The sequence below is a fragment of the Micromonospora sp. ATCC 39149 genome, from assembly GCF_000158815.1.
Classification (GTDB): Bacteria; Actinomycetota; Actinomycetes; order Mycobacteriales; family Micromonosporaceae; genus Micromonospora.
The window spans coordinates 4046004-4069855 of the sequence record NZ_GG657738.1; the positions used below are offsets into that span (position 1 = coordinate 4046004).

Consider the following 23852-nt stretch of genomic DNA (forward strand, 5'->3'; position numbering starts at 1 on the left):
GGGCATCGGCAAGGTGCCGGAGCTCGGCGACACCACTCCCGACCCCGGGCCGACGACCCACCCGGACCTCACCCCGGTCACCGACCTTCCCGACACCGGTTCGGTGGACCCGGGCGGGCTGGACGACGACTACGGGACGGGCCTGGCCGGTGCCGGCCCGCCGACCACCGCCGGCCTCGGCGCGGGCGGTGGCGGGCTGGGCGGCGGCAGCGGCGCGGGTCTGTCCGGCGGCGGCGCGGGCGGCGGCATCCCCGGGGGCGGCGCGCTCGGCAAGGCGGTCAGCCTGGGGCTGCCGCCGATGCTCGGCGGCGGCGCGGCCGGCGCGGGCCGGGGCGCGGGCGGTCGGCTCGGCGCGGGCAAGCCGGGCATGGGCGGCATGATGGCCCCCGGCGCCGCCGCCGGTGGCCGGGGCGCGGGCGGCCGGGCCACGGCGGGTGCCGGTCGTCCGGGTGGCGCGACGGCCGGTAGGGGCGGCATGGCCGGCATGGGTGCCGGCGGGGCCGGTTACGTGGAGGAGGAGCAGGTGCGCAGCACCTGGCTGGAGGAGGACGAAGACGTCTGGGGCGCGGGCGGCGACGCCACCCCCGGCATCCTGCGCTGACCGTCCGGGCGGCGGGTCGCGGTCACTGGGCGGGGGTGGGGCGGCGACCCGGGCGCCAGCCCCGGCGTCGCCCCCGGGCCAGGATCGGCTTGGCGGCCAGCAGCAGGCCGGCCAGCACCGCGCCGACTGCGGCCACCCAGACCGCCACGGCCCGCTGCCAGCCCAGCGGGTCCCGGGGTGGGGCCGGCGCGGGCAACGCCCCGGGCGGCGGGTCGGTGCGGGTGCCGAGCACGCTGGTCACCGCCCGGTACGGGTTCACCACCCCATAGCCGACCTCGGCGTTGTGCCCGTCCGGGGGGTTGTCCGCCGTGCGGGTGAGCCGGTAGGCCACCTGTTCCGGCGTGAGGTCCGGGTGGGCGGCGCGGACCAGCGCGGCCACGCCGGAGACGTACGCGGCGGCGAAGCTGGTGCCGCCCTGCGGCTCGGCGAGGTACCCCTGCCCCCGGGGCGCTGGGCCGAGGATGTCCAGCCCGGGGGCGGCGACGTCCACGTAGTCGCCGCTGACCGAGGTGCCGACGTGGCCGCCCTTCGCGTCGACCCCGGCGACGGCGATGACCCCGGGATACGCCGCCGGGTACGCCGGCAGGTTCTGCTGCTGCTCCTGCCGGTTGCCGGCGGCGGCCACCACGACGACGCCCTTGCTCAGGGCGTACTCGACGGCGGCGGCCAGTTCCGGGCGGGGCAGCGTGACCAGGGACAGGTTGACCACGTCGGCACCCTGGTCGACGGCCCAGCGGATGGCCAGGCCGATCTGCGCCGGCAGGCCCTCGTCGCTGGTGCGCCGGGCGTCGGGCAGCACGCGTACGGGCAGGATCCGGGCGGCCGGCGCGATGCCGGTGAACGGCGCGCCGGTGCCCTCCCGGCCGGCGATGATGCCGGCGACGATTGTGCCGTGCCCGGCCTCGTCGCACTGGCCCTCGTTGCGGGGCAGCGCGTTGAAGTCCCGGCCCGGGCGCACCTGACCGCGCAGCAGCGGGTGGGTGGCCGACACGCCGGAGTCGATGACCGCCACGGTGACGCCCTCGCCGCGGGTGGTCCGCCACGCCGAGGACGGGTCCAGGCGGGTCAGTGCCCAGGGGGCCTCGGTGGGCGGGGGGTTCCCGGCCGGCCCGCAGGTCGGGGCGGCCGACGCCGGGGCCGGCGGCACGACGGCGGTGGCGAGCAGGGCCGCCGCCAGCGTGGGCAGGAGCCCGACCCGCCCGGTCACCGCGTGCCCTCGTCGGCCTGGTCGGAGGTGAAGAGGGCGAGCAGGTCGCCGACCTGGCGGTCCGCCTCGGCCGGGTGGCGGAAGTGGCCGCTGGGATTGACCGTGTACTCGTTGCGCCGGCCCACCCGGGTTCGTTGCAGGTAGCCGCCCGCCTCCAGGTCGGCCACGATCGCCTGGGCCGCCCGCTCGGTCACGCCCACCTCTTGCGCGACGTCGCGTAGCCGGGCGGTCGGGTTGCGCGCGATGGCTAGCAGCACGTGGCCGTGGTTGGTGAGGAACGTCCAGTTCCGGGGGCTCCCGTTCTCGCCTGCTGTCGTCGCCATGTCGGACATGTTAGGGCTCGGGTACAGCTTTCACGTCCCTGGGCGGTGTGGGCCGAAAGTCGGCCCCGCGCAACCCCTTCCCAACACAGGAAATGTGTATCACGTAACGCTTGACGTGTCTTTAGCTCCGTGTGACCGTGAGGGAACCGGTCGTGCGGGCGAATGGCGAGGTGATGGGCATGGAGCATTCCAGCATGTCAATGGCTCAGTCGGGCTCCGGGCGGCTCGAAGCTCTCTCGGCCGTCGCCCGACCTGGTGAACCGGGCACCCCCGGCGTCCCGCCCACGCCGGGGCAGGCCCTCGCCGAGCTGTACGCCGGCAACCACCGCTTCGTCACCGGAACGCCGCGCCACCCGAACCAGGACGCCGACCATCGGGCGGCGGTCGCCGACGGCCAGCACCCGTTCGCGGTGATCGTCGGCTGCTCCGACTCCCGGCTGGCCGCCGAGATCATCTTCGACCGTGGCCTGGGGGACCTCTTCGTGGTCCGCACCGCCGGGCACACCGTCGGCCCCGAGGTGCTGGGCAGCGTCGAGTACGCCGTGACCGTGCTGGGCACCCCCCTGGTGGTGGTGCTCGGCCACGACTCCTGCGGCGCGGTGCAGGCGGCCAGGGCGGTCGGCACCGGCACCCCGCCCGCCGGCAACCTGCGGGCCGTGGTGGACGCCGTGGTGCCCAGCCTGCACCGGGCCGCCGAGCGGGGCGTCGAGAGCATCGACGAGATCGTCGACATCCACATCGCGTGCACCGTCGAGGCGATGCTCGACAGGTCGCCGGTGCTGGCCGCCGAGGTCGACGCCGGGCGGTGCGCAATCGTCGGGATGTTGTACCGGCTCAGCGCGGGCGAGGTGCGGACGGTCGCCGCCGCGCCGGCCGCCGTGACCGCGGACGCCAGCCCGGCCGCCCCCGCCGTCGCCTGAGGCCCCGCCGCCGGGAGAGCTTCACCCCCTGAGGGCCCCGCCGTCGCCTGAAACCCGCCGACCCCGTCGTCGCCTCAGCACCCGGAAGGGGGGCCGGGACGCGACGGGAGGGCCGCCCCGCGAGCTGCGGAACGGCCCTCCCGTCGTGCGGGCGTGTCGTCAGAGCAGCGACATGTGCACGTGGTCGGTGTGGTTGGAGGGCCCGCTGTAGGAGGAGCCAGCCGTTCGCCGGGAACCAGATCTGCCGGTTCCAGATGACGTAAGTAGATGCCGAGCCCGGTCGGCCGTTGCGGATGAGGAACGCGGCGAGGTTGTTCCCGTACATCCGGGTGTCGTTGTTGTGCCAGGGGGAGAACCCGCTGTTCTGGAGCGACCAGTCGCAGGCCCGGCCCTTGGGGTGCTCCCACGGCCCGCCCGGCCGGTAGCAGCCCACGAACCGGTTGAAGCCGGCTCGCTTGACCTCCTTGTACGCGTGCAGCGTCCGGGGCGTGACGCAGCCGGAGGTGGTGGGGTCGTTCTCGCTGCACGACTCCGGCCGCCAGGTGCCGTCCGACGTGCGGCCCGGCGCGATTCTGGCAACCGGGGAGGTGGCGGAGACCAGGCCACCGGTGAAGCCCTTGCCGCCGACCAGCGCGAGCGCCTTCTCGGCGTCGTGCTTCTTCTTCGCCATGACCGACGCCTGCTTCTGCTGCTCGCGCACCTCGGCGTCGAGCGCGAGCTTGGCCTGCTCGGCGCGGGTCTTCGCCGCGCCGACCTCGGCCAGCTTGTTGGCGTTGACCATGTTCAGCTCGTCGAGGGCGGAGGCGCGCTTGACGAACGAGTCCGGGGTGTTGCTCTCCAGCAGCATCGCCATCGCGCCGACCCGGCCGGTTCGGTACGACTGCGCGGCCATCTCGCCGACCTGCGGCGCGAGCGCGTCCAGCTCCTGCTGGGCGTTCTGCACCTCGACGGCGAGCTGGGCCTGGCGCTTCTTGGACTTTTCGAGCTTCGACTTGGCCTGGACGTAGTCTCGGTTGGTCGCCTCGATCACGTCGGTGATGAGCTGGGGCTCGTCGTCCTCCTCGTGCCCCGACGGTTGGGGGGCGGCGGAGGGCAGGGCGAGAGCCGGGGCGGCTGGCCCGGCGACGACCGCCAGGGCGGCGAGCACGGCCACCACGGGTGCCAACCAGCGATGCAGGGGTGCCGTCACAGTGTTCCCTTCCATCGACCGCCGACCGGGTTAGCTGACGGGTTCGGGGCGGAAGCGGCCCCTACCGCTCGCGCGGATTCACCCCGGGTACCTGGTTCCCCGGCTCGCCTTCCGGCGATTGGGCGGCGGCACCGCAGGCGCCGCTTCGCGCCTTCGGCGGTGACCGGCAGCGAGGTTACCTGAGAGTCCTTGCGGGGAGCTACGTCCGGATGCCGACTAAAAGCGTCATTTCGTAATCGTTGTCGATGATCAGTGATGCGATTCTCAGGGCGGATGCCGCCGCCGGTCACGCTGCGGAGTATCACCATGCGGTCTCCGTGCCTCCTTCTCGGTGCGGCCGCCCGGCCGGGGGGTGGGTGGGGGTGTGGTCGTCGGGGTACCGATGGGTCGCCCGGCCGCCGCCGAGCGCCTCCAGCGCGAGATCCCGGTCCGCGGGCCGCCGCCCGGGGGTACGCGCCGCCGGCACGTCCCCGCCGCCCGCCGCTGCGGGCCCGGTCACCCCGCGACGCCCCGCCGCCGTGACCACGGCGGCCAGCCCGGTGGTCAGCGGTACGGCGGCGATCAGGCCCAGCGTGGCGACCGCGCTGCGGACGATCTCCTGGGCGAGGAACTCGCTGGTCAGGATCTCGGTCACCGGGCGGGAGTCGGCGGTGAGCAGGAGCAGCAGCGGCAGCGACGCGCCCGCGTACGCCAGCACGATCGTGTTGACCGTGGAGGCGATGTGCGCCCGGCCGACGCGGGTGGCCGCCCGGTAGAGCTGCAACCGGGACAGCCCCGGGTTGGCGTGCGCCAGCTCGGTGACCGTGGCCGCCTGGGTGACGGTGACGTCGTCGAGCACCCCGAGGGAGCCGATGATGATGCCGGCCAGCAGCAGACCGTGCAGGTCCACGTCGCCCCGGAACATCGACAGTGTGGTGGCGTCCTCGCTGCCGTACCCCGTGAGGTGGGTGGCCGCCGTGGCCAGGGTGCCGAGCAGGCCGGTGAGCACCAGGCTGCCCAGGGTGCCGAGGACGGCCACCGACGTCTGCGCGGTGACCCCGTGGGTGAGGTACAGCACCACGAACATGATCAGGGCGGAGCCGACGACGGCGATCAGCAGCGGCGACCCGCCCGCGCCGATCCCGGGCAGCACGAAGGTCAGCAGGATGGCGAAGGTGGCGGCCAGGCCGGCCAGGGCGGCCACCCCCCGCCAGCGGCCGAACGCGACGATCGCCAGCGCGAACAGCACCGCCAGCCAGATCAGCGGGCTGCCGCGCTGGTGCTCGGCGATGTTGTAGGCGCTTGCCGCCGGGTCCGCCGGGTCGGTCAGCTTCACCAGCACGATCCGGTCGTCGACGGCGACGGTGGGCGCGCCGGGGCCGGTCGGGATCGGCGTCTCGACCTGCTGCCCGGCGTCCGGCCCCTGCTCCACCCGGACGGTCACCGTGCCGCACGGGCCGTTCGCGATGCTCGGCCCGCCCTCCGGCGTCTCCGGCTGCGGCGGGCACTCCTCGGTGACCACGCGGGTGACCGTGCCGTGATAGCGGGGCACCGGCGATCCGCCGTCGATTTTTGGGCCGCCGTCGCGGGGCCAGAGGGCGATCGCCGCGATCACGGTGATCACGAAGAGCGGCACCACGGTCGCGACGAGGATCCGCCGCACCCCCGGCGGGGTGGGCGGAGTGGGTCGGTTGTGGTCGGCGCCCATCGACGTTCTCCAAACGGTGTCAGCGCGGGATACGGCTCGGCGGCCCGGACGGTTCAGCGTCGCCGACGACCGATCCGGGCCGGAGGGCCGAGCGCCCCCCGCCCAGCCGGCCGCCCGAACGCCCCCACCCGGAGGCCCGAGGGCCCTCCGCCCGGCCGGGCGGCCGAACGGTTTCCGCCCAGTCGGCTGCCCGAACCGGGTTTCTGCGTTCCATCGCCCGGAATCGTAGCCATCCTCACCTGCGGATGCAGGTCGACCGACCTTATGTCGGCGACATCGCGGTGTCCCGGCTGCCTCGATGCCGCCATGTCGACGACATGCAGATTTCTCGCCGGCCGGCGGGGCATGTTGGAGGCATGGCCCACGACGCTCACGAACAGCACGCCGGGTACGGCGGGCACGACAAGCACGCCGGGCACGACAAGCACGCCGGGCACGATCCGGAGATGTTCCGCCGCCGATTCTGGCTCTGCCTCGCGCTGACCCTGCCGATCGTCGTCACCAGCCACATGGTGATGGACTGGTTCGGTTACTCGCTGGAGTTCCCCGGTCGGGCGCTGGCCGGCCCGGTGCTCGGCTCGGCGGTCTTCTGGTGGGGCGGGTGGCCGTTCCTGGTCGGCGCGGTCGGGGAAGTGCGTGACCGGGCGCCGGGCATGATGCTGCTCATCGCGATGGCGATCAGCGTCGCGTACGTCGCGTCCCTGGCCACCAGCGTCGGCGCGTTCGACCTGGACTTCTGGTGGGAGTTGGCCGCGCTGGTCACCATCATGCTGCTCGGCCACTGGCAGGAGATGCAGGCGATCGGTCAGGCCCGGGGCAGCCTCGCCGCGCTGGCCGCGCTGCTGCCCGACGACGCGGAGCGGGTCCGTCCCGACGGCGGCACCGAGCGGGTCCCGGTGGCGGGGCTGCGCGTCGGCGACGTGCTGCTGGTCCGGCCGGGCGGTCGGGTGCCGGCCGACGGGCGAATCGTCGACGGGGCCGCCGAGCTGGACGAATCCATGATCACTGGGGAATCCCGCCCGGTCGCCCGGTCGGTCGGTGACCGGGTGGTGGCCGGCACGGTGGCCACCGACTCGGCGGTCCGGGTCGAGGTGGAGGCGATCGGCGAGGAGACCACCCTCGCCGGCATCCAGCGGATGGTCGCCGAGGCGCAGCGCTCCAGCGGCCGGGCCCAGGTGCTCGCCGACCGCTTCGCGGCCTGGCTGTTCTATGTCGCGACCGCCACCGCTGTGGTGACCGTGGCGGTCTGGTCGGCTCTCGGCGACGCCGACGAGGCGGTGGTGCGGACCGTCACGGTGCTGGTGATCGCCTGCCCGCACGCGCTGGGGTTGGCGATCCCGCTGGTCGTCGCGCTGTCCACGGCGGTGGCGGCGCGCTCCGGCATCCTGGTGAAGAACCGGCTCGCGCTGGAACGGATGCGTACCGTCGACGCGGTGCTGTTCGACAAGACCGGCACCCTGACCCGGGGCGAGCACGCCGTGACCGGTGTCGCGGCCGTCGCCGTCACCGGCGAGGACGAGCTGCTGCGGCTGGCCGCCGGGGTCGAGGCGGACAGCGAGCACCCGCTGGCCCGCGCGATCGTCGCCGCAGCCGAACAACGCGGCGGCCCCGCGCCGGCCACGGGCTTCCGCGCCCTGCCGGGCCGTGGGGTGCGGGCCACCATCGAAGGTACGGAGTACGCGCTGGGCGGGCCGGCGCTGCTTCGCGAGCTGGGCGTGAACCTCCCCGCCGAGCTGGACCGGGCCGCCGCCGACTGGGCGGGGCGGGGGGCCGCCGTGCTGCACCTGGTCCGCCTCCCCGGCACGGTGCTCGGCGCGCTCGCCCTGGCCGACGAGGTACGCCCCGAGGCGCGGGAGGCGATCGCCGAGCTGCGCGCCCGGGGCGTCCGGACGATCGCGATGATCACCGGGGACGCTCGGGCGGTCGCCGATGCGGTCGCCGCCGACCTCGGCTTCCGGCCGGGGGTGGACGAGGTCTTCGCCGAGGTGTTGCCGGCCGACAAGGACGGGAGGGTCATCGAGCTGCAACGCCGGGGGCTGACCGTGGCGATGGTCGGCGACGGGGTGAACGACGCCCCGGCGCTCGCCCGTGCCGACGTGGGCATCGCGATCGGAGCCGGCACGGACGTGGCCATCGAGTCCGCCGGGGTGGTGCTCGCCTCGTCCGACCCGCGCGGGGTGGCGGCGGTGGCCCGGCTGTCCCGGGCGTCGTACCGGAAGATGGTGCAGAACCTGGCCTGGGCGGCCGGCTACAACGTGGTGGCGCTGCCACTGGCCGCCGGCGCGCTGGCCTGGGCGGGGGTCGCGCTGAGCCCGGCCGTCGCGGCGATCCTGATGTCGGCGTCCACGATCGTGGTGGCGCTGAACGCCCAACTGCTCCGCCGGGTCCGCCTCGCCCCCGACTGATCCCGCACGGGGCCGTCGGCGGCGGATCATGCCGGGGGCACTGGGCGCGGATTCGTCATCGATCCCACCCGAGCCGCGGGTGACGGGCGACAAGGACGAGCAGCGGTGCGGGACCCCGGAGTGTTCGGCCGGCAGCCGGGACGGCTAGCGTGGTGGCGTGCGGACGGCGGCGGTGACGGGCGGGCGGTGGGCCCGCCTCGCGCTGCTGCTCTGCACCCTGGTCGGCCTGGCCGCCATGCACACCCTGGGCCACGGCGCGCACTCCGGCGGCACCCACGGCGGCCATGACGGGGCGGCACCGCGCGACGGCCATCCGGTCGCCGTCGCCCTCGCCGACGTCATGGCCGCCTCCGTTGCCCTCGCCGACGTCATGACGGCATCCGGGTCACCCACCGACGGCCTGACCGGCTCCGGGGCGCTCGCCAGCGGCACGACCGTCGTCGCTGCCCCCGGCGCGCACGTCGGCTGCCCGGCGGGCGGGTGTTCGCCCACCCGGCTCCAGCCGGCCGGCGGTACCGCCGACGGGCCGGCGGGGTGGAGCATCTGCCTGGCGGTGCTCGGCGCGTTCGGAATCGCCCTGCTGGTCGCCGTGCTGCTGTTGACCGGTTCGCGGGCGCTCGGCCCGCCCGGCCGCCGGGCCGGTGGCGCGTCCGCCGGCCCGCGCGCCCCGCCGCCCCGCCCGGTCGGCCTTCGGCTGGCCGAGGTCTCGGTGTCGCGTATGTAGGACGCCCCGGCGCGGGTGCCGGCTCCGCCGGTGGCCCGTGTCCCCGTCCTGCCCGCACACATGACTGAGACCGAAGGATTCACCGTGACCACTCGTACGATCGCGCGCCGTGCCACCCTGGCCGGCGCGGCCCTGACCGCCGCTCTCGCCCTGACCGCCTGCGGCTCCAGCGACCACGGCTCCAGCGACCACGGCTCGCCCGGCCGCGACGAGCCGGCCGCCGGCAGCACCTCCGCCGGGGCCACCTCCGCCACCGGTGTCCCGACGCGCGGGCCGGCCGCGTTCGGCGACGCCGACGTGATGTTCGCCCAGATGATGATCCCGCACCACCGGCAGGCCGTGGAGATGGCCGAGCTGGCCGAGACCCGCGCCGCCGACCCGGAGGTCAAGCGCCTCGCGGCCCAGATCAAAGCCGCCCAGGCCCCGGAGATCGCCACCATGACCGGCTGGCTCACCGGGTGGGGCCGGCCGGTGCCGTCGCCCGCCGCCGGGCACGGGCACGGGCTGCCGGAGATGGACCACGAAATGCCCGGGATGATGTCCGACGCGGATATGAAAGAGCTGGCGGGCGCGAAGGGCGCCGGGTTCGACCGGCAGTTCCTGATCATGATGGTCGCCCACCACGAGGGCGCGATCACCATGGCGAAGGAGGAACTGGCGGAGGGCGCCAACCCGGAGGCCAAGGCGATGGCCCAGCAGATCGCCACCAGCCAGCAGGGCGAGATCGACCTGATGCGGAAGATCCTCGCCCGGCTCTGACGGACGGCCACCAGGTCGGCGGCGTGAGGGGTCCACACCGCGGGATGCGCCCCCATGTCGCCGACCTGGTGTCGATCAAGAGCCGTGGGCCGCGTTGATCGAGCGGCCGGTGGCCAGCCGTCAGCCGCGCTTCATGAGACGGCCGACGGCGGCCATCATCTCGGTGGCCATCTCGTCGGCCCGCCCCTCGACGGCGCCCTCGTGCAGGCAGTGCCGGGCGTGCCCGTCGAGCAGGCCGAGGGCGACCTTGTCCAGGGCCGCCTGGATCGCGGAGATCTGGGTGAGCACGTCGATGCAGTAGCGGTCCTCGTCGACCATCTTCTCGATGCCACGGACCTGGCCCTCCACGCGGCGGAGCCGCGCGAGCAACTGGTCCTTGCTGGCGGTGTACCCCCGGGTCGGGGCAGGCGCGGGTCCGGTCATGCAGCCGAGATTACCATACCCCTGTGGGGTATGGTACGGTTCTCCCCGTCGCAGATACCCCCGCCGGGTATTTGTGGCCTCCAGGGGGCGGTGGTCCGCCCCACGCTTACCCCCCGGGGGTAGCGTGAGGTGCAGCGGAAGGAGAGAAGCGATGGTCAGCACGACGTACGAGGTGCAGGGGATGAGCTGCGGGCACTGCGCCAACTCGGTTGTCACCGAGGTCGGCGCGATCGGGGGCGTCACGGACGTCCGGGTGGACCTGGCCGCCGGCCGGGTCACCGTCACCAGCGACGGCCCGCTGGACACCGACACCGTGCGCGCCGCCGTCGACGAGGCCGGGTACACCCTCGTCGACGCGTGACGCCACCCCTACGAAGAAACCGAGGCCCACGATGAACACGGCGACGAAGCTGAGCGGTTTCGTGCTCGGCCTGGCGGCGGTGTTCGGCGCGGCGTACGGGGTCGGCCGGGTGGCCGACCCCGTCACCCCCGCCGCCGAGACCCGCCACGACGCCGACGACCCCGCCCACGGCGCCACCCGCTCCGCCACCGGGGACGCCCCGACCAACCACCTCCCCGGCGGGCTGCTCGTCTCGGACCGGGGCTACACCCTCACCCCGCTGACCGCACTGGCCGGCGAGTTCGCCTTCCGGATCACCGGCCCCGACGGGCAGCCGGTCACCCGCTACGACGTCGCGCACGACAAGCGGATGCACCTGATCGTCGCCCGGCGGGACCTCTCCGGCTTCCGGCACGTCCACCCGGAGGCGGGCCCGGACGGCACCTGGCGGGTCGCGTCCCCGTTCGCCGGCCCCGGCGTCTGGCGGGCGTTCGCCGACTTCACCCCGACCGGCGGGCCGGCGCTCACCCTCGGCGCCGACGTCACCGTGCCCGGCGCGCTCGACGCCCGGCCGCTGCCGCCGCCCGCCACCGTCGCCACCGTCGACGGCTACACCGTCACCCTGGCCGGCACGGCGCAGCCCGGCCGCGCCTCCCGGCTCACCCTGGCCGTCAGCCGGGACGGCACCCCGGTCACCGACCTCCAGCCGTACCTCGGGGCGTACGGGCACCTGGTGGCCCTGCGCCAGGGCGACCTGGCGTACCTGCACGTGCACCCGGAGGGGGCGCCCGGCGACGGGACGACCCCGGCCGGGCCGGCGGTGGCCTTCTCCGCCGAGTTCCCGTCGGCCGGCAGCTACCGGCTCTACCTGGACTTCCGGCACGGCGACGCGGTGCGTACCGCCGAGTTCACCGTCGTCGCCGGCACCCCCGCCGTGGCCGCGCCGGACGCGCCCGGCGCACCGACGGCGACCGGCACGCCGGCCGCCACCAGCGCCCCGACCGCCGACGCCGGCCACGGCGTCCCCGGTCACGGGCACGACTGACGGGAGGCAGCGATGACCTCGCCCACGCGACCGCTACCGGTAGCACCGCACCGGATCGAGCTGATGATCGGCGGCATGACCTGCGCGTCCTGCGCCGCCCGGATCGAGAAGAAGCTCAACCGGATGAACGGCGTGACCGCCACGGTCAACTACGCCACCGAGAAGGCCACCGTCTCGTACGCCGACGAAGTCACCCCCGACGACCTGATCGCCACGGTCGAGAAGACCGGGTACACGGCCGCCCTGCCGCCGCCGCCCTCGTCCGCGCCGCCCGCCGCCGAGCCGGCGGACGAGCTGCGCGGGCTGCGTACCCGGCTGTGGGTCTCCGCCGCCCTGGCCGTGCCGGTGATCGTGCTCGCCATGGTCCCGACCTGGCAGTTCGACTACTGGCAGTGGCTGTCGCTGACCCTGGCCGCCCCGGTCGTGGTCTACGGCGGCCTGCCGTTCCACCGGGCCGCGCTGGTCAACCTGCGGCACGGCGCGGCCACCATGGACACCCTCGTCTCGCTGGGCACCCTGGCCGCGTTCGGCTGGTCGGTGTGGGCGCTGTTCCTCGGCGACGCCGGCGTGCCGGGGATGACGCACCCGTTCCGGTTCGACATCATCCGCACCGACGGGGCCGGCAACATCTACCTGGAGGCGGCGGCCGGGGTGACCGTGTTCCTCCTCGCCGGCCGGTACTTCGAGGCCCGGTCCAAGCGGACCGCCGGGGCCGCGCTGCGCGCCCTGCTGAGCTGGGCGCGCGGGACGTCGCCGTGCTGCGAAACGGGATGAAGACCCGGGTCCCCGGTGGACCGGCTCGCCGTTGGGGACCGGTCGTGGTCCCGCCCTGGCGAGAAAGATCGCCACCGACGGAGTGGTCGACGAGGGCACCTCGGCCGTCGACGCCAGCATGCTCACCGGCGAGTCCGTGCCGGTCGAGGTCGGCCCCGGCGACACCGTGGTCGGCGCGACCGTGAACGCCGGGGGCCGGCTGGTGGTCACCGCGACCCGGGTCGGCGGCGACACCCAGCTCGCTCAGATGGCGCGGCTCGTCGAGCAGGCCCAGACCGGATGGGGACTCCCCGCTGGCCGACCGGATCTCCGGGGTGTTGGGACGACCGTGATCGCGCTCGCCGCCGGCACCCTCGGCTGGTGGCTCGGCGCGGGGGCCGGCCCGACGGCCGCGTTCACCGCCGCCGTGGCGGTGCTGATCATCGCCTGCCCGTGCGCTCTCGGCCTGGCCACCCCGACCGCGCTGCTGGTCGGCACCGGGCGCGGCGCGCAGCTCGGCATCCTGATCAAGGGCCCGGAAATGCTGGAGTCCACCCGGCAGGTCGACACGGTGGTGCTGGACAAGACCGGCACCGTCACCACCGGGCGGATGGCCCTGGTCGACGTGCTTGCCGCCGAGGGCGAGGACGCCGCAGAACTGCTCCGGCTGGCCGGGGCGCTGGAGGCGGCGAGCGAACACCCGATCGCCCGAGCCGTGGCCGCCGGGGCCGCCGACGCAGGCCCGCTCGCCCCGGTCACCGGCTTCGCCAACGTCGAGGGGCTCGGCGTCACCGGCACGGTCGACGGCCGCGAGGTGATCGTCGGGCGGCTTCGGCTGCTGCGGGAGCGCGGGCTCGACGTACCGGAGGAGATCGAGCGGGCGGTGACCGGCGCGGAGGCCGCCGGCCGGACGGCGGTGCTGGCCGGCTGGGACGGCCGGGCCCGGGGGGTCCTCGCGGTCGCCGACGTGGTGAAGCCGACAAGCGCGGCGGCCGTCGCCGGCCTGCGCGCCCTCGGCCTCACCCCGGTCCTGCTCACCGGCGACAACGCCACGGTGGCACGGGCGGTGGCCGCCGAGGTCGGCATCGCCGAGGTGACCGCCGAGGTGCTGCCCGCCGACAAGGTGGACGTGGTGAAGAAGCTCCAGGCCGACGGCCGGATCGTGGCGATGGTCGGCGACGGGATCAACGATGCCGCCGCGCTCGCCCAGGCCGACCTGGGCCTGGCCATGGGCACCGGCACCGACGTGGCGATCGAGGCCAGCGACCTGACCCTGGTCCGGGGTGACCTGGCCGCCGCCGTGGACGCGATCCGGCTGTCCCGCCGCACCCTGGCGATCATCAAGGGCAACCTGTTCTGGGCCTTCGCCTACAACGTGGCCGCCCTCCCGCTGGCCGCCGCCGGCCTGCTCAACCCGATGATCGCGGGTGCCGCGATGGCGTTCTCCTCGGTCTTCGTCGTCGCCAACAGCCTCCGCCTGCGCCGCTTCCAGCCGGCCCTCAAGCCCTGACCTGGCCGAGGGATCCGGCGTCGCGCGCCGGGCCGGCGGGGGCCGGCCCGGCGCGTGCGTTCGTGACCCGGCGGGCCGGTACGCCGGAGCGTGACGGCGACCGGCATGCTGGGACGGTCCACGACCGAACGGGGAGAACATGTCTCGTCATGCCGTGACCGCGCTCCGTGCCACCGCCCTGGTGGCCCTGGCCGCGCTCGCCGCCGGCTGCCAGTCCGACGACACCGCCGACGACCCGGCCGCCGCGCCCGTCACCACCGCCTCGACCGCGCCACCCGCCTCGACCGAGCCGTTTGCCGCCACGTCGACGCCCGCCGTGACGGCGGCCCAACACCGCCCGCGGTGTGCGGGGAGGGTCGACCGGCTGATTCTCGCCGGGAGCAAGAAACTCGCCGCCGACTCGGCCGAAGCCACCCGGGACAAGGCCACCGCCGACGAGCTCAACTCCCGGCTCAAGCAGACCATCGCGGGGCTGGCCGGCGACGTACGCGAGCAGGCGGCGCGCGCCGAGGACCCGGAGATCGAGAAGCTGATCGCGGACGTCGCGAAGCAGCTCGACGGGGGCGCGAAGGCGGCCAGCCCGGCCAAGTGGATGGGCGACACGTTCGTCGACATCCCGCCGAGGCTGGCCCGGGAGTGCCACGCCTGACTCCGCGGCCCGGGGACGGCTCAGGGATCGCCCCCACCCGGAATCGGGGACCGTCCACTTGTGACCGCGCGAGCTCCCCTGCTAATTTTCCTTTGCATGTGCAAGGGTTGGTTATGAGCGCCGAGCCACCCATCACCGGAGACGATCTCCTGCGGGTGCTGGCCACCCTGGCCAACCCGCACCGCCTCCGGGTGGTCGCCGCGCTGGCCAGGGAACGCGCCTACGTCAGCCGGCTGGCACGCGAGCTGGGCATCAGTCGGGCCCTGCTCCAGGTCCACCTGCGCAAGCTGACGGCGGCCGGGCTGGTCACCGCGCGCCTTGAGCTGTCCGAGGACGGGAGGGCAATGAAGTACTACGAGGTGAACCCGTTCGTGTTCACCCTCACCCCCGGGATCATCATGCGGGCGGCCGAGACGCTGACCCCGCCCGAGGGGCCCGGGAAGGAGCGGGGATGACCGGGATGAGCGAGCACGACTGGACCGAGGTGGTCGGGGCGGCCGGCATCTTCACCCTGCTCGTCACCGTGATCACGGTGCTCGTCGTGCAACTGTCCAAGAACCGCCGGGCACGACTGTCCGCCAGCCGCGCGGAGGAGTACCGCCGGCTCGCCGAGGCGTCGGTGCGGGCCCAGCAGGCCAACGAGCGGCTCCTGGCCACGATCGACGGTCGGCTCGGCGAACTGGCGACCCGGACGGCCGCGCTGGAGCGCGTCCTGCGGGACGTCGACTGAGCGGTAGGCAAAGAAGGCCCTGGGCCGCCGAGCGGCAACTCGGCGACCCAGGTGGAAGCAGCATCACCTCGCCCGAGGGCGAGTTCTCAGCGCAATGCTCCTTCGACGAGAGGACAGCATCTCATGCTGCGTACCCGCAAATCCGCAGCCGGCGGGCCGGCGCGTGCCGGCCTCCGCCGGGCCGTCGGCGCGGCGCTGGCGGCGGCCGTCGCCGGCACGTTCCTCGTCGGCACGCCCGCGATGGCCCGCGCCGAACCAGCGACGTCAGGGCCGACGATACGGCCGGCGTTCGGGCCGATCCGGTGGGCTTCCTGCGCCGACGACGGGTCCGCCGAGTGCGGCACCCTGTCGCTGCCGGTGGACTGGGCCGACCCGGCCGGGCAACGGTTCGAGCTTGCCCTGGCCCGCCGGGCCGCGACCGACCGCGCGGCCCGGGTCGGCGTGCTCTTCTTCGGCCCCGGCGGCCCGGGGGACTCCGGCGTGGACCGGGTGGTGACGGGCGAACAGCGGTTCAGCGCCGAGCTGCGCCGCCGCTTCGACATCGTCAGCTTCGACCCGCGCGGCGTCGGCCGCAGCAATCCGGTGGTCTGCGCGGCGGACCTGCTCGCCCGGGTCCCGCAACTGATCACCGACCAGGCGCAGTTCGACGCAACCGTACGCGACAACGCGGAGCTGCGGGCCGACTGCCGGGCCCGCACCGGCCCCGTCTTCGACCACCTCGACACCCGCAGCTCGGTACGCGATCTCGACGCCGTCCGGGCCGCCCTCGGGGAGGAGCGGCTGACCTTCCACGGCAGCTCCTACGGCACGCTGCTCGGCGCACAGTACGCCGACGAGTACCCGCACCGGGTGCGGGCCATGGTGCTGGAGAGCGTGATCGACCACAGCCTGCCGATGCGGCCGTTCCTGGCCAGCCAGGCCGTCGCCGCGCAGGACTCGTTCGACGAGTTCGTGGCCTGGTGCGACCGCGCCGCCGGGTGCGCCCTGCACGGCCAGGACGTCCGGGCCCGCTGGGCGGAGCTGTTCGACCGGGCCGAGCGCGGCGCGCTGCCCGACCCGACCCGGCCCGGTGCGACGCTGACCCCGTTCGCGCTGAGCGCCCGCGCCCAGCGTGACCTCTACGGCCCCGACTGGGCGGTGCTCGCCGACCGCATCGTCACCTGGTCGGCTGCCACCGGGGCGGCCGGAACGCGCACCGGTGCGGCGGCCACGCGCGCCGCCGGGGAGCAGGCGAACCCGCTCGCCGTCTTCTGCCAGGACTGGAGCCTGCCCGTCAAGAACCACGCCGAGTACGCCCGGCTGCTGCGCCGGCTCGCCGCGATCGCGCCCGACGTCCGGTATCCGCTGGGGGCACAGGCCCTCGCCCTGTGCCTCGGCGCCCCCGTCGGCAATCCGCAGCACCGCCTCCGGGGGCGCACCGACGTGCCGGTGCTGGTGGCGGCCACCCGGCACGACCCGGTGAGCGAGTTCGACCGGGCCGCCGCCGTCGCCCGCCAGCTGCACGGCGTCCTGCTCGCGTACGAGGGTGGGGGCACGGCAGCTACACCACCAGCCCTTGCACGGGTGCCACGATCGACCGGTACCTGGTCGCGCTGGCGGTCCCCGCCGCCGGCACCCGCTGCCCGGCGGTCGAGCCACCCACGCAGCAGTAGGACGCCGGGGCGGGATCACCGTCAGGCCGGCCGGGCGGCCCCGCCCTTCAGGTGACGCCGCTCGTCGGGCAGCAGCCGGCGTAGCTCCCGGGCCAGCCGGATCGCCTCGGCGGTCAGCTCGGCGCGCTGGAGGTCTCGACGAAGCCGGGGCGTTTCGAGATCAGCGCACGTACTTCACGAGGTGCTCCTCACGCGTCGGCCGCGCCCCGTCGGCGCGTCCCGGCGGGTGGTCGGAGCCGGTGCGCCGTACCCGACACCCGGGCCGGGGCGGATCCGGCCGGGCCCAGCGCCGCCCGGTCGGCGGCGAAGGTTCCGCTGGCCCAGCCCTCCTCGTCGGCGACGGCGAGTCGCTTGCTGGTCACCCCGGGGAACAGGTCGTCCATTCGGTCCCGCACCGCCGTCGCCCGGGAGGCGAGCACCGGCAGCAGCCGCTCCGCGCCCCGATCCCGGGCCGCCTCCCGGCCGGCCTCGTCGGTGGCGGCCCGCAGCCGTTCGCCGATGCGCAGCGCGAACGCGTTGAGGAACGACTCGTCGTACGCCTTCGTGCGCCGGCTGCCGCCCCGTGTGCGGCGTTCGGCGCGGCCCCGCAGCATCGCGGCGGTGGCCTGCACCAGCAGCGACGTGTAGAGCAGCTCGACGGCGGCCAGGTCGGCGGGGAAGCCGAGCACGGTCGCGAAGCCCAGGTCGTCGGACCACACCGACTCGCACCGGTTCGCCGCCGCCACCTCCTGCACCAGCAGCGCCTTCGCCCCCGGGTACGGCGGCTCGGTGCCGAGCCGCACCCCGCCGGGCACGTCGCCCCGCTCGGCCGTCGCCTCGATCAGGGCCGCGTCGATGCTGTGCCGGGCCATCAGCTCCTGCGCCTTGCCGGTCAGCGCCTCCGCCTCCGCCGGGAAGGTGGTCGACTCGGCCTTGGCCAGCAGCGCCCGCACCCGGTCGAGCATCCGCGACCCGCTCCCGCCGTGCCGGACGGCCGTCGCCGGGGCGGTCGTGCCGGGCGGCGGGCGCAGCACCGCGATCGGCGGCAGCCCCTCCACCAGCGCCAGCACGTCGACGGCGTCGCGCAGGGCGGAGATCCGGTCGGTGCCCTCCCGGGCCGCCCAGGCCGTCAGGTGCCGCCGGTCGTCGTCCCACCACACGGCCGCGTCGAGGCTGGCGAGTTGGTCGTCCCACCAGCCCGGCACGGGGTCGGGCTGGACCCGGCGCTGGGCGGCGGCCAGGTCGGCCACGAGCCGACCGGCCGACGGGCCGAGCCGGCGGGTCGCGATCCGGGCCAGGTCGACGGGCTGCCAGCCCCGGGGCCAGAGCCGGCCCACGCTGCGCACCAGGCGGGCGGTCAGGGCGGCGTCCACCGCCGCCGGGCCGTCCGGTACGCCGGCGCCGACCACGAGCCGGTCCAACTGCCGCTCCGCGGCGCGTACGTTCGGTGCCGCGCGCCGCCGCGAGGGCGTCGGCGATCAGCGCGTCGGCGTCCGGCACAGGGTGCTCCTCATGGTCAGTGGCGGAACGGTCCGTCGGGAAACCGTACCGCCGGGGATGACCGGCCCGGCCGTGAAGCGCCGATCAGCGCCCGGCGAAATACCGAGCCCGAGACGGTCATCCGCTCCGGGTCGCCGTCCGTATCCAATCGTGCACGAGTGCGGAATCCATCCGTGCAACAACAGCGGACCGACGGGACGGAGCGCGACGTGTCGAGTCGTACCCATGGCACGGACGGCCGGGGCGTCCACCGTCGGCGGCGCGCCGCCGCCCGGACCGGGCCGGTGGTCGCGTGCGCCGCCCTGGCCGTGGCCGTCCTGGTCACGGTCGGTGCCGGGGCCGTCCGGTGGGACGGGCCGGACCCGGCGGGCCGGCCGGTCGCCGCCGCAGGGGTCGCCGCGCCCACCCGGGCCGTTCCGGTCACCCCGGCGCCGGCCCGGTCCACGACCCCGGCCGCGCCGGCGCCGGCCGACATCACCTTTCCGCCCCGGGGTACGGGGAAGTTCCGGGCCGCCACCCTGCGGGGTGCCGTCGCCGGGCGCGCCGGTGAGCTGCTGCGCTACCGGGTCACCGTGGAGGACGGCATCGACGGCGTGGACGTGGAGCGGTTCGGCCGGGAGGTGGGGGCCATCCTCGCCGACCCCCGGGGGTGGACCGGCGCAGGCCGGTGGCGGCTGCAACGCGTCGGTCCGGACGACCCGGCCGACTTCACCGTCGCGCTCACCACCCCGGTCACCCGGGGCGTGCTCTGTGGGGACGTCACCGACCACTACACGTCGTGCCGCAACGGCGACCGGGTGGTGATCAACGTGGCCCGCTGGGCGGGCGGTGTGCCGCAGTTCGCCGGTGACCTGGACACCTACCGTCGGTACCTGCTCAACCACGAGGTGGGTCACCGGCTCGGCCGGGGGCACGAGCTGTGCCCGCGCGCCGGGGGGCCCGCGCCGGTGATGCAGCAGCAGACCCTGGGCCTGCACGGCTGCGTCCCGAACGCCTGGCCCGAGGTGGACGGCGCCGTCTTCACCGGGCCCCCGGGCCAGTACGACGACCCGGTACCGACCGGCTGGTGAGGCCGGTCGACCATGGTGGAGCCGAGCGCGGCGCGCTCACTCGTGCTTCGCTGACCCCTCGTCCCGCCGGGGGAAGGACGCCCAGATGTGTTTCGCGCCCTCGGTGGCGTACCAGCCGACGTTCAGCGAGAAGGCCCGGGCCAGTTGGAGGCCGCGACCGCCGGCCCCCAGCGGTCGGGTCTCGGCCATCTCGGGCACGGTGGTCAGGTCGTGGTCGGCGACGTCGAGGATGAACAGGTCGTCGTCGCGCAGCAGCCGGACGGTGGTCGGCGGCAGCCCGTGCAGCAGGGCGTTGGTGGCCAGTTCGGTGGCGACAAGCACGACCCGCTCGGGGATGTCGTCGAGTTCCTCGCCCTCGGCGAGCGCGTGCCCGTTCAGCGCCTCGTGCAGGGACGCTCGGAGGCCACGCAGCTCCGCCCCGCTGGCCAGGGCCCAGCGCCGGATCTCGACGGCCCGGGGTGGTGGCGGCGACGTGTGCAGCGATCCCATGACCTGGCATTACCCGGGGTGCTAGCCGTTCACACGGCGGGGGGGCCGCCGGACGGCCACCGGGCGCGCGGGGTTCGGCCACCGGTCGACTCTCAGGCCAGCGGCTTGCCGCCGGTCACCCCGAGCACCTCGCCCGTGATGTAGCTCGATTCCTGCGAGGCGAAGAAGACGTACGCGGGGGCCAGTTCGGCGGGCTGCGCGGCCCGCCCCAGCGGGACGTCCCCGCCGAACGACTCGACCGCCTCCTCGGGCATGGTGGCCGGGATCAGCGGGGTCCACACCGGGCCCGGCGCCACGCAGTTGACCCGGATGCCCCGGTCGGCGAGGTTCTGTGCCAACCCCTTGGTGAAGTTCACGATGCCGGCCTTGGTGGTGGCGTAGTCCAGTAGCTGGGGGGAGGGCTGGTATGCCTGGATCGACGCGGTGTTGATGATCGTGGAGCCGGGTGCCAGGTGCGGAACCGCGGCCTTGCAGAGCCAGAACATCGCGTACAGGTTGGTCTTGAGGACCCGGTCGAACTGCTCGGTGGTGATGTCGGTGATGCCGCCCTTCTGGGCCATCTGGTGGGCGGCGTTGTTCACCAGGATGTCCAGCCCGCCCAGCTCGTCGACGGCCCGTCGGACGATCTCGATGCAGTGCTCCTCCTCGCGGATGTCGCCGGGCACGGTCACGACGGTGCGGCCGGCGGCGCGGACGAGGCGCGCGGTTTCCTCGGCGTCGTCCTTCTCCTCTGGCAGGTAAGTGATCAGCACGTCCGCGCCCTCGCGGGCGAAGGCGACGGCCACGGCGCGGCCGATTCCGGAGTCCCCGCCGGTGATGACGGCCCGTTTGCCGGCCAGCCGTCCGGTGCCCCGGTAGCTGTTCTCGCCGTGGTCGGGGGCGTCGGGCATCTTCCGGGTCTTCCCGGGGGCCGACTGCTGCCCGCCGGCCAGCTCGTCGGGGGTGGGGAACTGCTTCTGGGGGTCCTGCATGTCGTACTGGTCGCGCGTCACGGTGGTATCCCTTACTCCGGGGCCGGTGGTACGACAGTGACTTCCCCAGCCGGGCGTGCCTAACCACATCACATGATGACAATTGTCCTTCCCGGGGCGCCGGGTGACCAGCCAAGGGGCAGGGGGCCACTGCTTCCGCCGCGACAGGACCGCTACGGTGTTTCGTGTTCCGGACCGGGGCGAGGCTGTCCAGGTGGAACGGGGACGAGTCGACCGACGTAACGGCACGGACACATGTGGGGCACCGCGAGATGCCACTTCCGGGCCATGATGATCGTCGGTTGTCCGCGCACCGGTTCACGGACCTGACGGGAAGAAGACGATGACCGCCAGTACGAATGCTCCGAAAGTCAGCGTGGTAGTGCCGGCGTACAACTCCGGCCCGCACATCGAGAGGCTGGTCGCCTCTCTGTTGCGCCAGTCGCTGCCGCCGGGGGAGTTCGAGGCGGTCTTCGTCGACGACGGCTCCACCGACTCGACCGGGGCCCGCCTGGACGAGCTGGCCGCCGCGCACCCGCACATCCGCGTGGTGCACATCGAGAACTCCGGCTGGCCGTCCCGGCCGCGCAACGTCGGCGTCGCCAACGCCCGTGGCGAGTACGTCTTCTTCTCCGACGACGACGACTGGTTCGGCGACGAGGCCCTGGAACGCCTCTACGCGTACGCGGTCGAGAACGACGCGGACATCGTGATCGGCAAGATGGCCGGCCACGGGCGCTCGGTGCCGCGCGAGCTTTTCCGCAAGGACCGCCCGAACGCCACGTTGGACAACGCGCCGCTGATCGACAGCCTGACGGCGCACAAGCTGTTCCGCCGGTCCTTCCTCAACGAGCACGAGATTCGGTTCGTGGAGGAGAAGCGCCGGCTGGAGGACCACCTCTTCGTGGTCCGGGCGTTCCTCCTCTCCCGGCGCACCTCCGTGCTGTCGAACTACGTCTGCTACCACCACATCCGCCGCGAGGACGCCGGGAACGTGACGGCACAGGGGCTGGACCCGGCGGGTTACTACGCCAACCTGCGTGACGTGCTGGACGTCGTCGACGCGCACACCGAGCCGGGGCCGCTGCGCGACAAGCTGCACCGGCGCTGGCTGCGCAACGAGATGGTCAGCCGGCTGCGCGGCAAGCGGTTCCTCAAGGAACCGGCGGACTGGGTGGAGCAGGTGGCGCTGGAGTCCGGCAAGATCATCCGCGAGCGTTTCGCGCCGGGCGTCGCCGCCGGGCTCCCGCCGCTTCAGCGGGCGATCACGGCCCTCACCGCGCAGGACCGGATCGCCGGGTTGCGGAAGCTGGCCGAGTGGGAGGCGGGCGTCCGGGTCCAGGCCCGGGTCGAGGGCCACCAGCTGGACGGGACGGCCCTCACGGTCACCGTCACCGCGCACCTGGCCTCCGGCGGCAAGCCGGTCACCCTCACGCTCACCGACGGGCGCTACCAGATCGACCTTCCCGCCGACGTCGACCCGGACCTGCTCGACGTCACCGCCCGGCGGCCCATGGCGCGGCTCGACGTGGTGGCCCGGCGCAAGGAGGGCGGCGAGGAGTTCTTCCTGCCGGTCGAGCATCGGGTCGTCGACGAGCCGGTTCCCGGTGCCGGGCCGGGCCGGGTGCACTTCGTCCACCACGCCGTCGCCCGGGTCGACTTCGCCACCCTGAACTCGGGCCGGACCGAGGGCACCTGGCTGCTCAAGGCCCGGCTCACCGAGAACGGGTGGACCGAGGACGCGCGGCTCCCCCTGACCTTCCGGTGCGCCGCCGACGGCGCCGCGCCGGTGCGGGTGGCCGCCGCCGAGGGGACGTCTGGCCTGCGTACCCGCCTGCGCCGGGTGGCCAAGCGCCTGCTGGGCCGCTGACCGGCGGACCGCCTGGGAACGGGGCGTCCCTCGGGTGAACCGATCCGCCGCGCACCGCGTAGTCATCGTCGGGACCGCGCGTTGCGGTGGCGAGGCGACGAGAGGACCATCATGCGGACCGATCAGCCGTACGGGCAGCGTGCGCTGCGCCGGGCCTGGGGGCTCACCCGGTCCCTGGCCATCTACCACGGCCAGCCCCACAAGCACCGCCGGGCGCTGGAGCTCTACCGCGAGTTCCTGCGGCCCGGGGACGTCGGCTTCGACATCGGCGCGCACGTCGGCGGCCGGGTGCGCACCTGGCGGCGGCTGGGTGCGCGGGTGGTCGCGGTGGAGCCGCAACCCGACTGCCTGCGGGCCCTGCGCCTCTTCTTCGGTCGGGACCCGAACGTGACGATCGTGCCCGAGGCCGTCGGCGCGGACGCCGGGAGGGCGCGGCTGGCCCTGTCCACCGCCACCCCCACGGTCTCGACGCTGTCGACCGACTGGATCGAGTCGGTCACGGCGGACAGCAGCTTCTCCCGGGTCCGCTGGGACCACTCCGTCGAGGTGGACGTGATCACCCTCGACGACCTCGTCGCCGCCCACGGCGTACCCGCGTTCTGCAAGATCGACGTCGAAGGCTTCGAGGTCGACGTGCTGTCCGGGCTCAGCCGGCCGCTGCCCGCACTGTCCTTTGAGTACCTCCCCCCGGCCCACGACGCGGCCCTCGCCGCGCTCGACATCGTGGAGCGGCTCGGCGGCCCGGCCGGCGGGTACCGCTACAACTATTCGCCGGTGGAGACGATGCGCTACGTCGGCGACGAATGGCTCGACGCGGCCGGGCTGGTGCGACTGCTGGAGCGGGTCCGCCCGGCGGGCCGGTCCGGCGACGTCTACGCCCGCCTGCGCGCAGACTGAGTCGGGAATCAGCGCGGGGCGGCGGGCAGCGGGCGGTCCCGGGCTCCGGCCAGCGAACCGCTGGATCGATCCGTTCGGTGGAGCGGAGTCGGAGCCGACGGCGGAGCGTTCCGCCGCCGGGACGGTGTTCGATGGCGATCGGCCGGAATCCGGCGAGGC

At 74.5% G+C, this 23852-nt stretch carries 20 protein-coding genes, 3 pseudogenes and 1 riboswitch; of the genes and pseudogenes, 15 read left to right on the forward strand and 8 right to left on the reverse strand.

Translation table 11 applies throughout. From position 1 onward, the window contains the following. Positions 1-601: pseudogene (locus MCAG_RS17405) on the forward strand (hypothetical protein); the annotation flags it as partial. 22 nt (positions 602-623) lie between these two features. Here MCAG_RS17405 and mycP read toward each other — a convergent pair. After that, a complete protein-coding gene (mycP, locus tag MCAG_RS17410) occupies positions 624-1808 on the reverse strand; it encodes a type VII secretion-associated serine protease mycosin (RefSeq protein WP_007074291.1) in 1185 nt (394 codons plus the stop codon). Then, positions 1805-2140, reverse strand: coding sequence for a helix-turn-helix domain-containing protein (locus MCAG_RS17415; protein WP_050777994.1), 336 nt, complete (start codon positions 2138-2140; stop codon positions 1805-1807). Before MCAG_RS17415 ends, mycP begins: the two co-directional genes overlap by 4 nt. A gap of 191 nt (positions 2141-2331) precedes the next feature. Here MCAG_RS17415 and MCAG_RS17420 point away from each other — a divergent pair, with 191 nt between their 5' ends. After that, positions 2332-3051, forward strand: a complete 720-nt coding sequence (locus MCAG_RS17420; RefSeq protein ID WP_007074293.1) for a carbonic anhydrase — start codon at positions 2332-2334, stop codon at positions 3049-3051. 159 nt (positions 3052-3210) lie between these two features. On the opposite strand, the pseudogene MCAG_RS17425 reads toward MCAG_RS17420, so the two are convergent. Both MCAG_RS17425 and MCAG_RS17430 read right to left on the reverse strand, forming a co-directional pair. After that, positions 3211-4240: pseudogene (locus MCAG_RS17425) on the reverse strand (coiled-coil domain-containing protein). A 3-nt stretch (positions 4241-4243) separates the two neighbouring features. Next, positions 4244-4375: riboswitch (cyclic di-AMP (ydaO/yuaA leader) on the reverse strand. Between the two features lie 166 nt (positions 4376-4541). Further along, positions 4542-5927 carry a YibE/F family protein gene (locus MCAG_RS17430; RefSeq protein WP_007074295.1) on the reverse strand — a complete coding sequence of 462 codons (1386 nt, stop codon included), beginning with the start codon at positions 5925-5927 and terminating at the stop codon, positions 4542-4544. A 356-nt stretch (positions 5928-6283) separates the two neighbouring features. On the opposite strand from MCAG_RS17430, the gene MCAG_RS17435 reads away from it, so the two are divergent. From MCAG_RS17435 to MCAG_RS17445, 3 genes are all read left to right on the forward strand, one after another. Continuing rightward, complete coding sequence (locus MCAG_RS17435) at positions 6284-8332, forward strand: heavy metal translocating P-type ATPase (RefSeq protein ID WP_036373898.1); 2049 nt, start codon at positions 6284-6286, stop codon at positions 8330-8332. A 157-nt stretch (positions 8333-8489) separates the two neighbouring features. Then, positions 8490-9056, forward strand: coding sequence for a hypothetical protein (locus MCAG_RS29750; RefSeq protein WP_007074297.1), 567 nt, complete (start codon positions 8490-8492; stop codon positions 9054-9056). An 84-nt stretch (positions 9057-9140) separates the two neighbouring features. Further along, on the forward strand, positions 9141-9815 hold the full coding sequence (locus tag MCAG_RS17445; RefSeq protein ID WP_036373902.1) for a DUF305 domain-containing protein: 675 nt from the start codon (positions 9141-9143) through the stop codon (positions 9813-9815). Positions 9816-9935: 120 nt separating this feature from the next. Here MCAG_RS17445 and MCAG_RS17450 read toward each other — a convergent pair whose 3' ends face one another. After that, a complete protein-coding gene (locus tag MCAG_RS17450) occupies positions 9936-10238 on the reverse strand; it encodes a metal-sensitive transcriptional regulator (protein ID WP_007074299.1) in 303 nt (100 codons plus the stop codon). Positions 10239-10389: 151 nt separating this feature from the next. Here MCAG_RS17450 and MCAG_RS17455 point away from each other — a divergent pair, with 151 nt between their 5' ends. The 7 genes and pseudogenes from MCAG_RS17455 (at position 10390) to MCAG_RS17485 (ending at position 16972) form a co-directional block, all read left to right on the forward strand. Then, positions 10390-10599, forward strand: a complete 210-nt coding sequence (locus MCAG_RS17455) for a heavy-metal-associated domain-containing protein (RefSeq protein WP_007074300.1) — start codon at positions 10390-10392, stop codon at positions 10597-10599. A 31-nt stretch (positions 10600-10630) separates the two neighbouring features. Next, positions 10631-11623, forward strand: coding sequence for a hypothetical protein (locus MCAG_RS17460; RefSeq protein WP_007074301.1), 993 nt, complete (start codon positions 10631-10633; stop codon positions 11621-11623). Between the two features lie 12 nt (positions 11624-11635). After that, a pseudogene (locus MCAG_RS17465) lies at positions 11636-13886 on the forward strand (heavy metal translocating P-type ATPase). 154 nt (positions 13887-14040) lie between these two features. Then, positions 14041-14535 carry a hypothetical protein gene (locus MCAG_RS17470; RefSeq protein ID WP_036373905.1) on the forward strand — a complete coding sequence of 165 codons (495 nt, stop codon included), beginning with the start codon at positions 14041-14043 and terminating at the stop codon, positions 14533-14535. Positions 14536-14648: 113 nt separating this feature from the next. Continuing rightward, positions 14649-14990, forward strand: a complete 342-nt coding sequence (locus MCAG_RS17475; RefSeq protein ID WP_036373907.1) for a helix-turn-helix domain-containing protein — start codon at positions 14649-14651, stop codon at positions 14988-14990. Beyond that, a complete protein-coding gene (locus MCAG_RS17480; protein ID WP_050777996.1) occupies positions 14987-15265 on the forward strand; it encodes a hypothetical protein in 279 nt (92 codons plus the stop codon). The genes MCAG_RS17475 and MCAG_RS17480 overlap by 4 nt, the downstream gene beginning before the upstream one ends. A 123-nt stretch (positions 15266-15388) precedes the next feature. Then, positions 15389-16972 (forward strand): alpha/beta fold hydrolase, encoded by a 1584-nt coding sequence (locus MCAG_RS17485; RefSeq protein ID WP_232290203.1) that lies wholly within the window; start codon positions 15389-15391, stop codon positions 16970-16972. 133 nt (positions 16973-17105) lie between these two features. Here the strand turns inward: MCAG_RS17485 and MCAG_RS17490 are convergent, their stop codons facing one another. Next, positions 17106-18317 carry a DUF2786 domain-containing protein gene (locus tag MCAG_RS17490; RefSeq protein WP_007074306.1) on the reverse strand — a complete coding sequence of 404 codons (1212 nt, stop codon included), beginning with the start codon at positions 18315-18317 and terminating at the stop codon, positions 17106-17108. 381 nt (positions 18318-18698) lie between these two features. Here MCAG_RS17490 and MCAG_RS17495 point away from each other — a divergent pair, with 381 nt between their 5' ends. Beyond that, entirely contained in the window at positions 18699-19466 is a 768-nt protein-coding gene (locus MCAG_RS17495) for a DUF3152 domain-containing protein (protein WP_007074307.1), read from the forward strand. Between the two features lie 36 nt (positions 19467-19502). Here the strand turns inward: MCAG_RS17495 and MCAG_RS17500 are convergent, their stop codons facing one another. Together MCAG_RS17500 and MCAG_RS17505 are read right to left on the reverse strand one after the other, a co-directional pair. Beyond that, on the reverse strand, positions 19503-19955 hold the full coding sequence (locus MCAG_RS17500) for an ATP-binding protein (protein ID WP_007074308.1): 453 nt from the start codon (positions 19953-19955) through the stop codon (positions 19503-19505). Positions 19956-20047: 92 nt separating this feature from the next. Beyond that, positions 20048-20947, reverse strand: coding sequence for an SDR family oxidoreductase (locus MCAG_RS17505; RefSeq protein WP_007074309.1), 900 nt, complete (start codon positions 20945-20947; stop codon positions 20048-20050). A gap of 322 nt (positions 20948-21269) precedes the next feature. Here MCAG_RS17505 and MCAG_RS17510 point away from each other — a divergent pair, with 322 nt between their 5' ends. Together MCAG_RS17510 and MCAG_RS17515 are read left to right on the forward strand one after the other, a co-directional pair. Further along, positions 21270-22796, forward strand: coding sequence for a glycosyltransferase family 2 protein (locus MCAG_RS17510; RefSeq protein WP_007074310.1), 1527 nt, complete (start codon positions 21270-21272; stop codon positions 22794-22796). 111 nt (positions 22797-22907) lie between these two features. Further along, on the forward strand, positions 22908-23693 hold the full coding sequence (locus MCAG_RS17515; protein WP_007074311.1) for an FkbM family methyltransferase: 786 nt from the start codon (positions 22908-22910) through the stop codon (positions 23691-23693). Positions 23694-23852 lie beyond the last annotated feature (159 nt).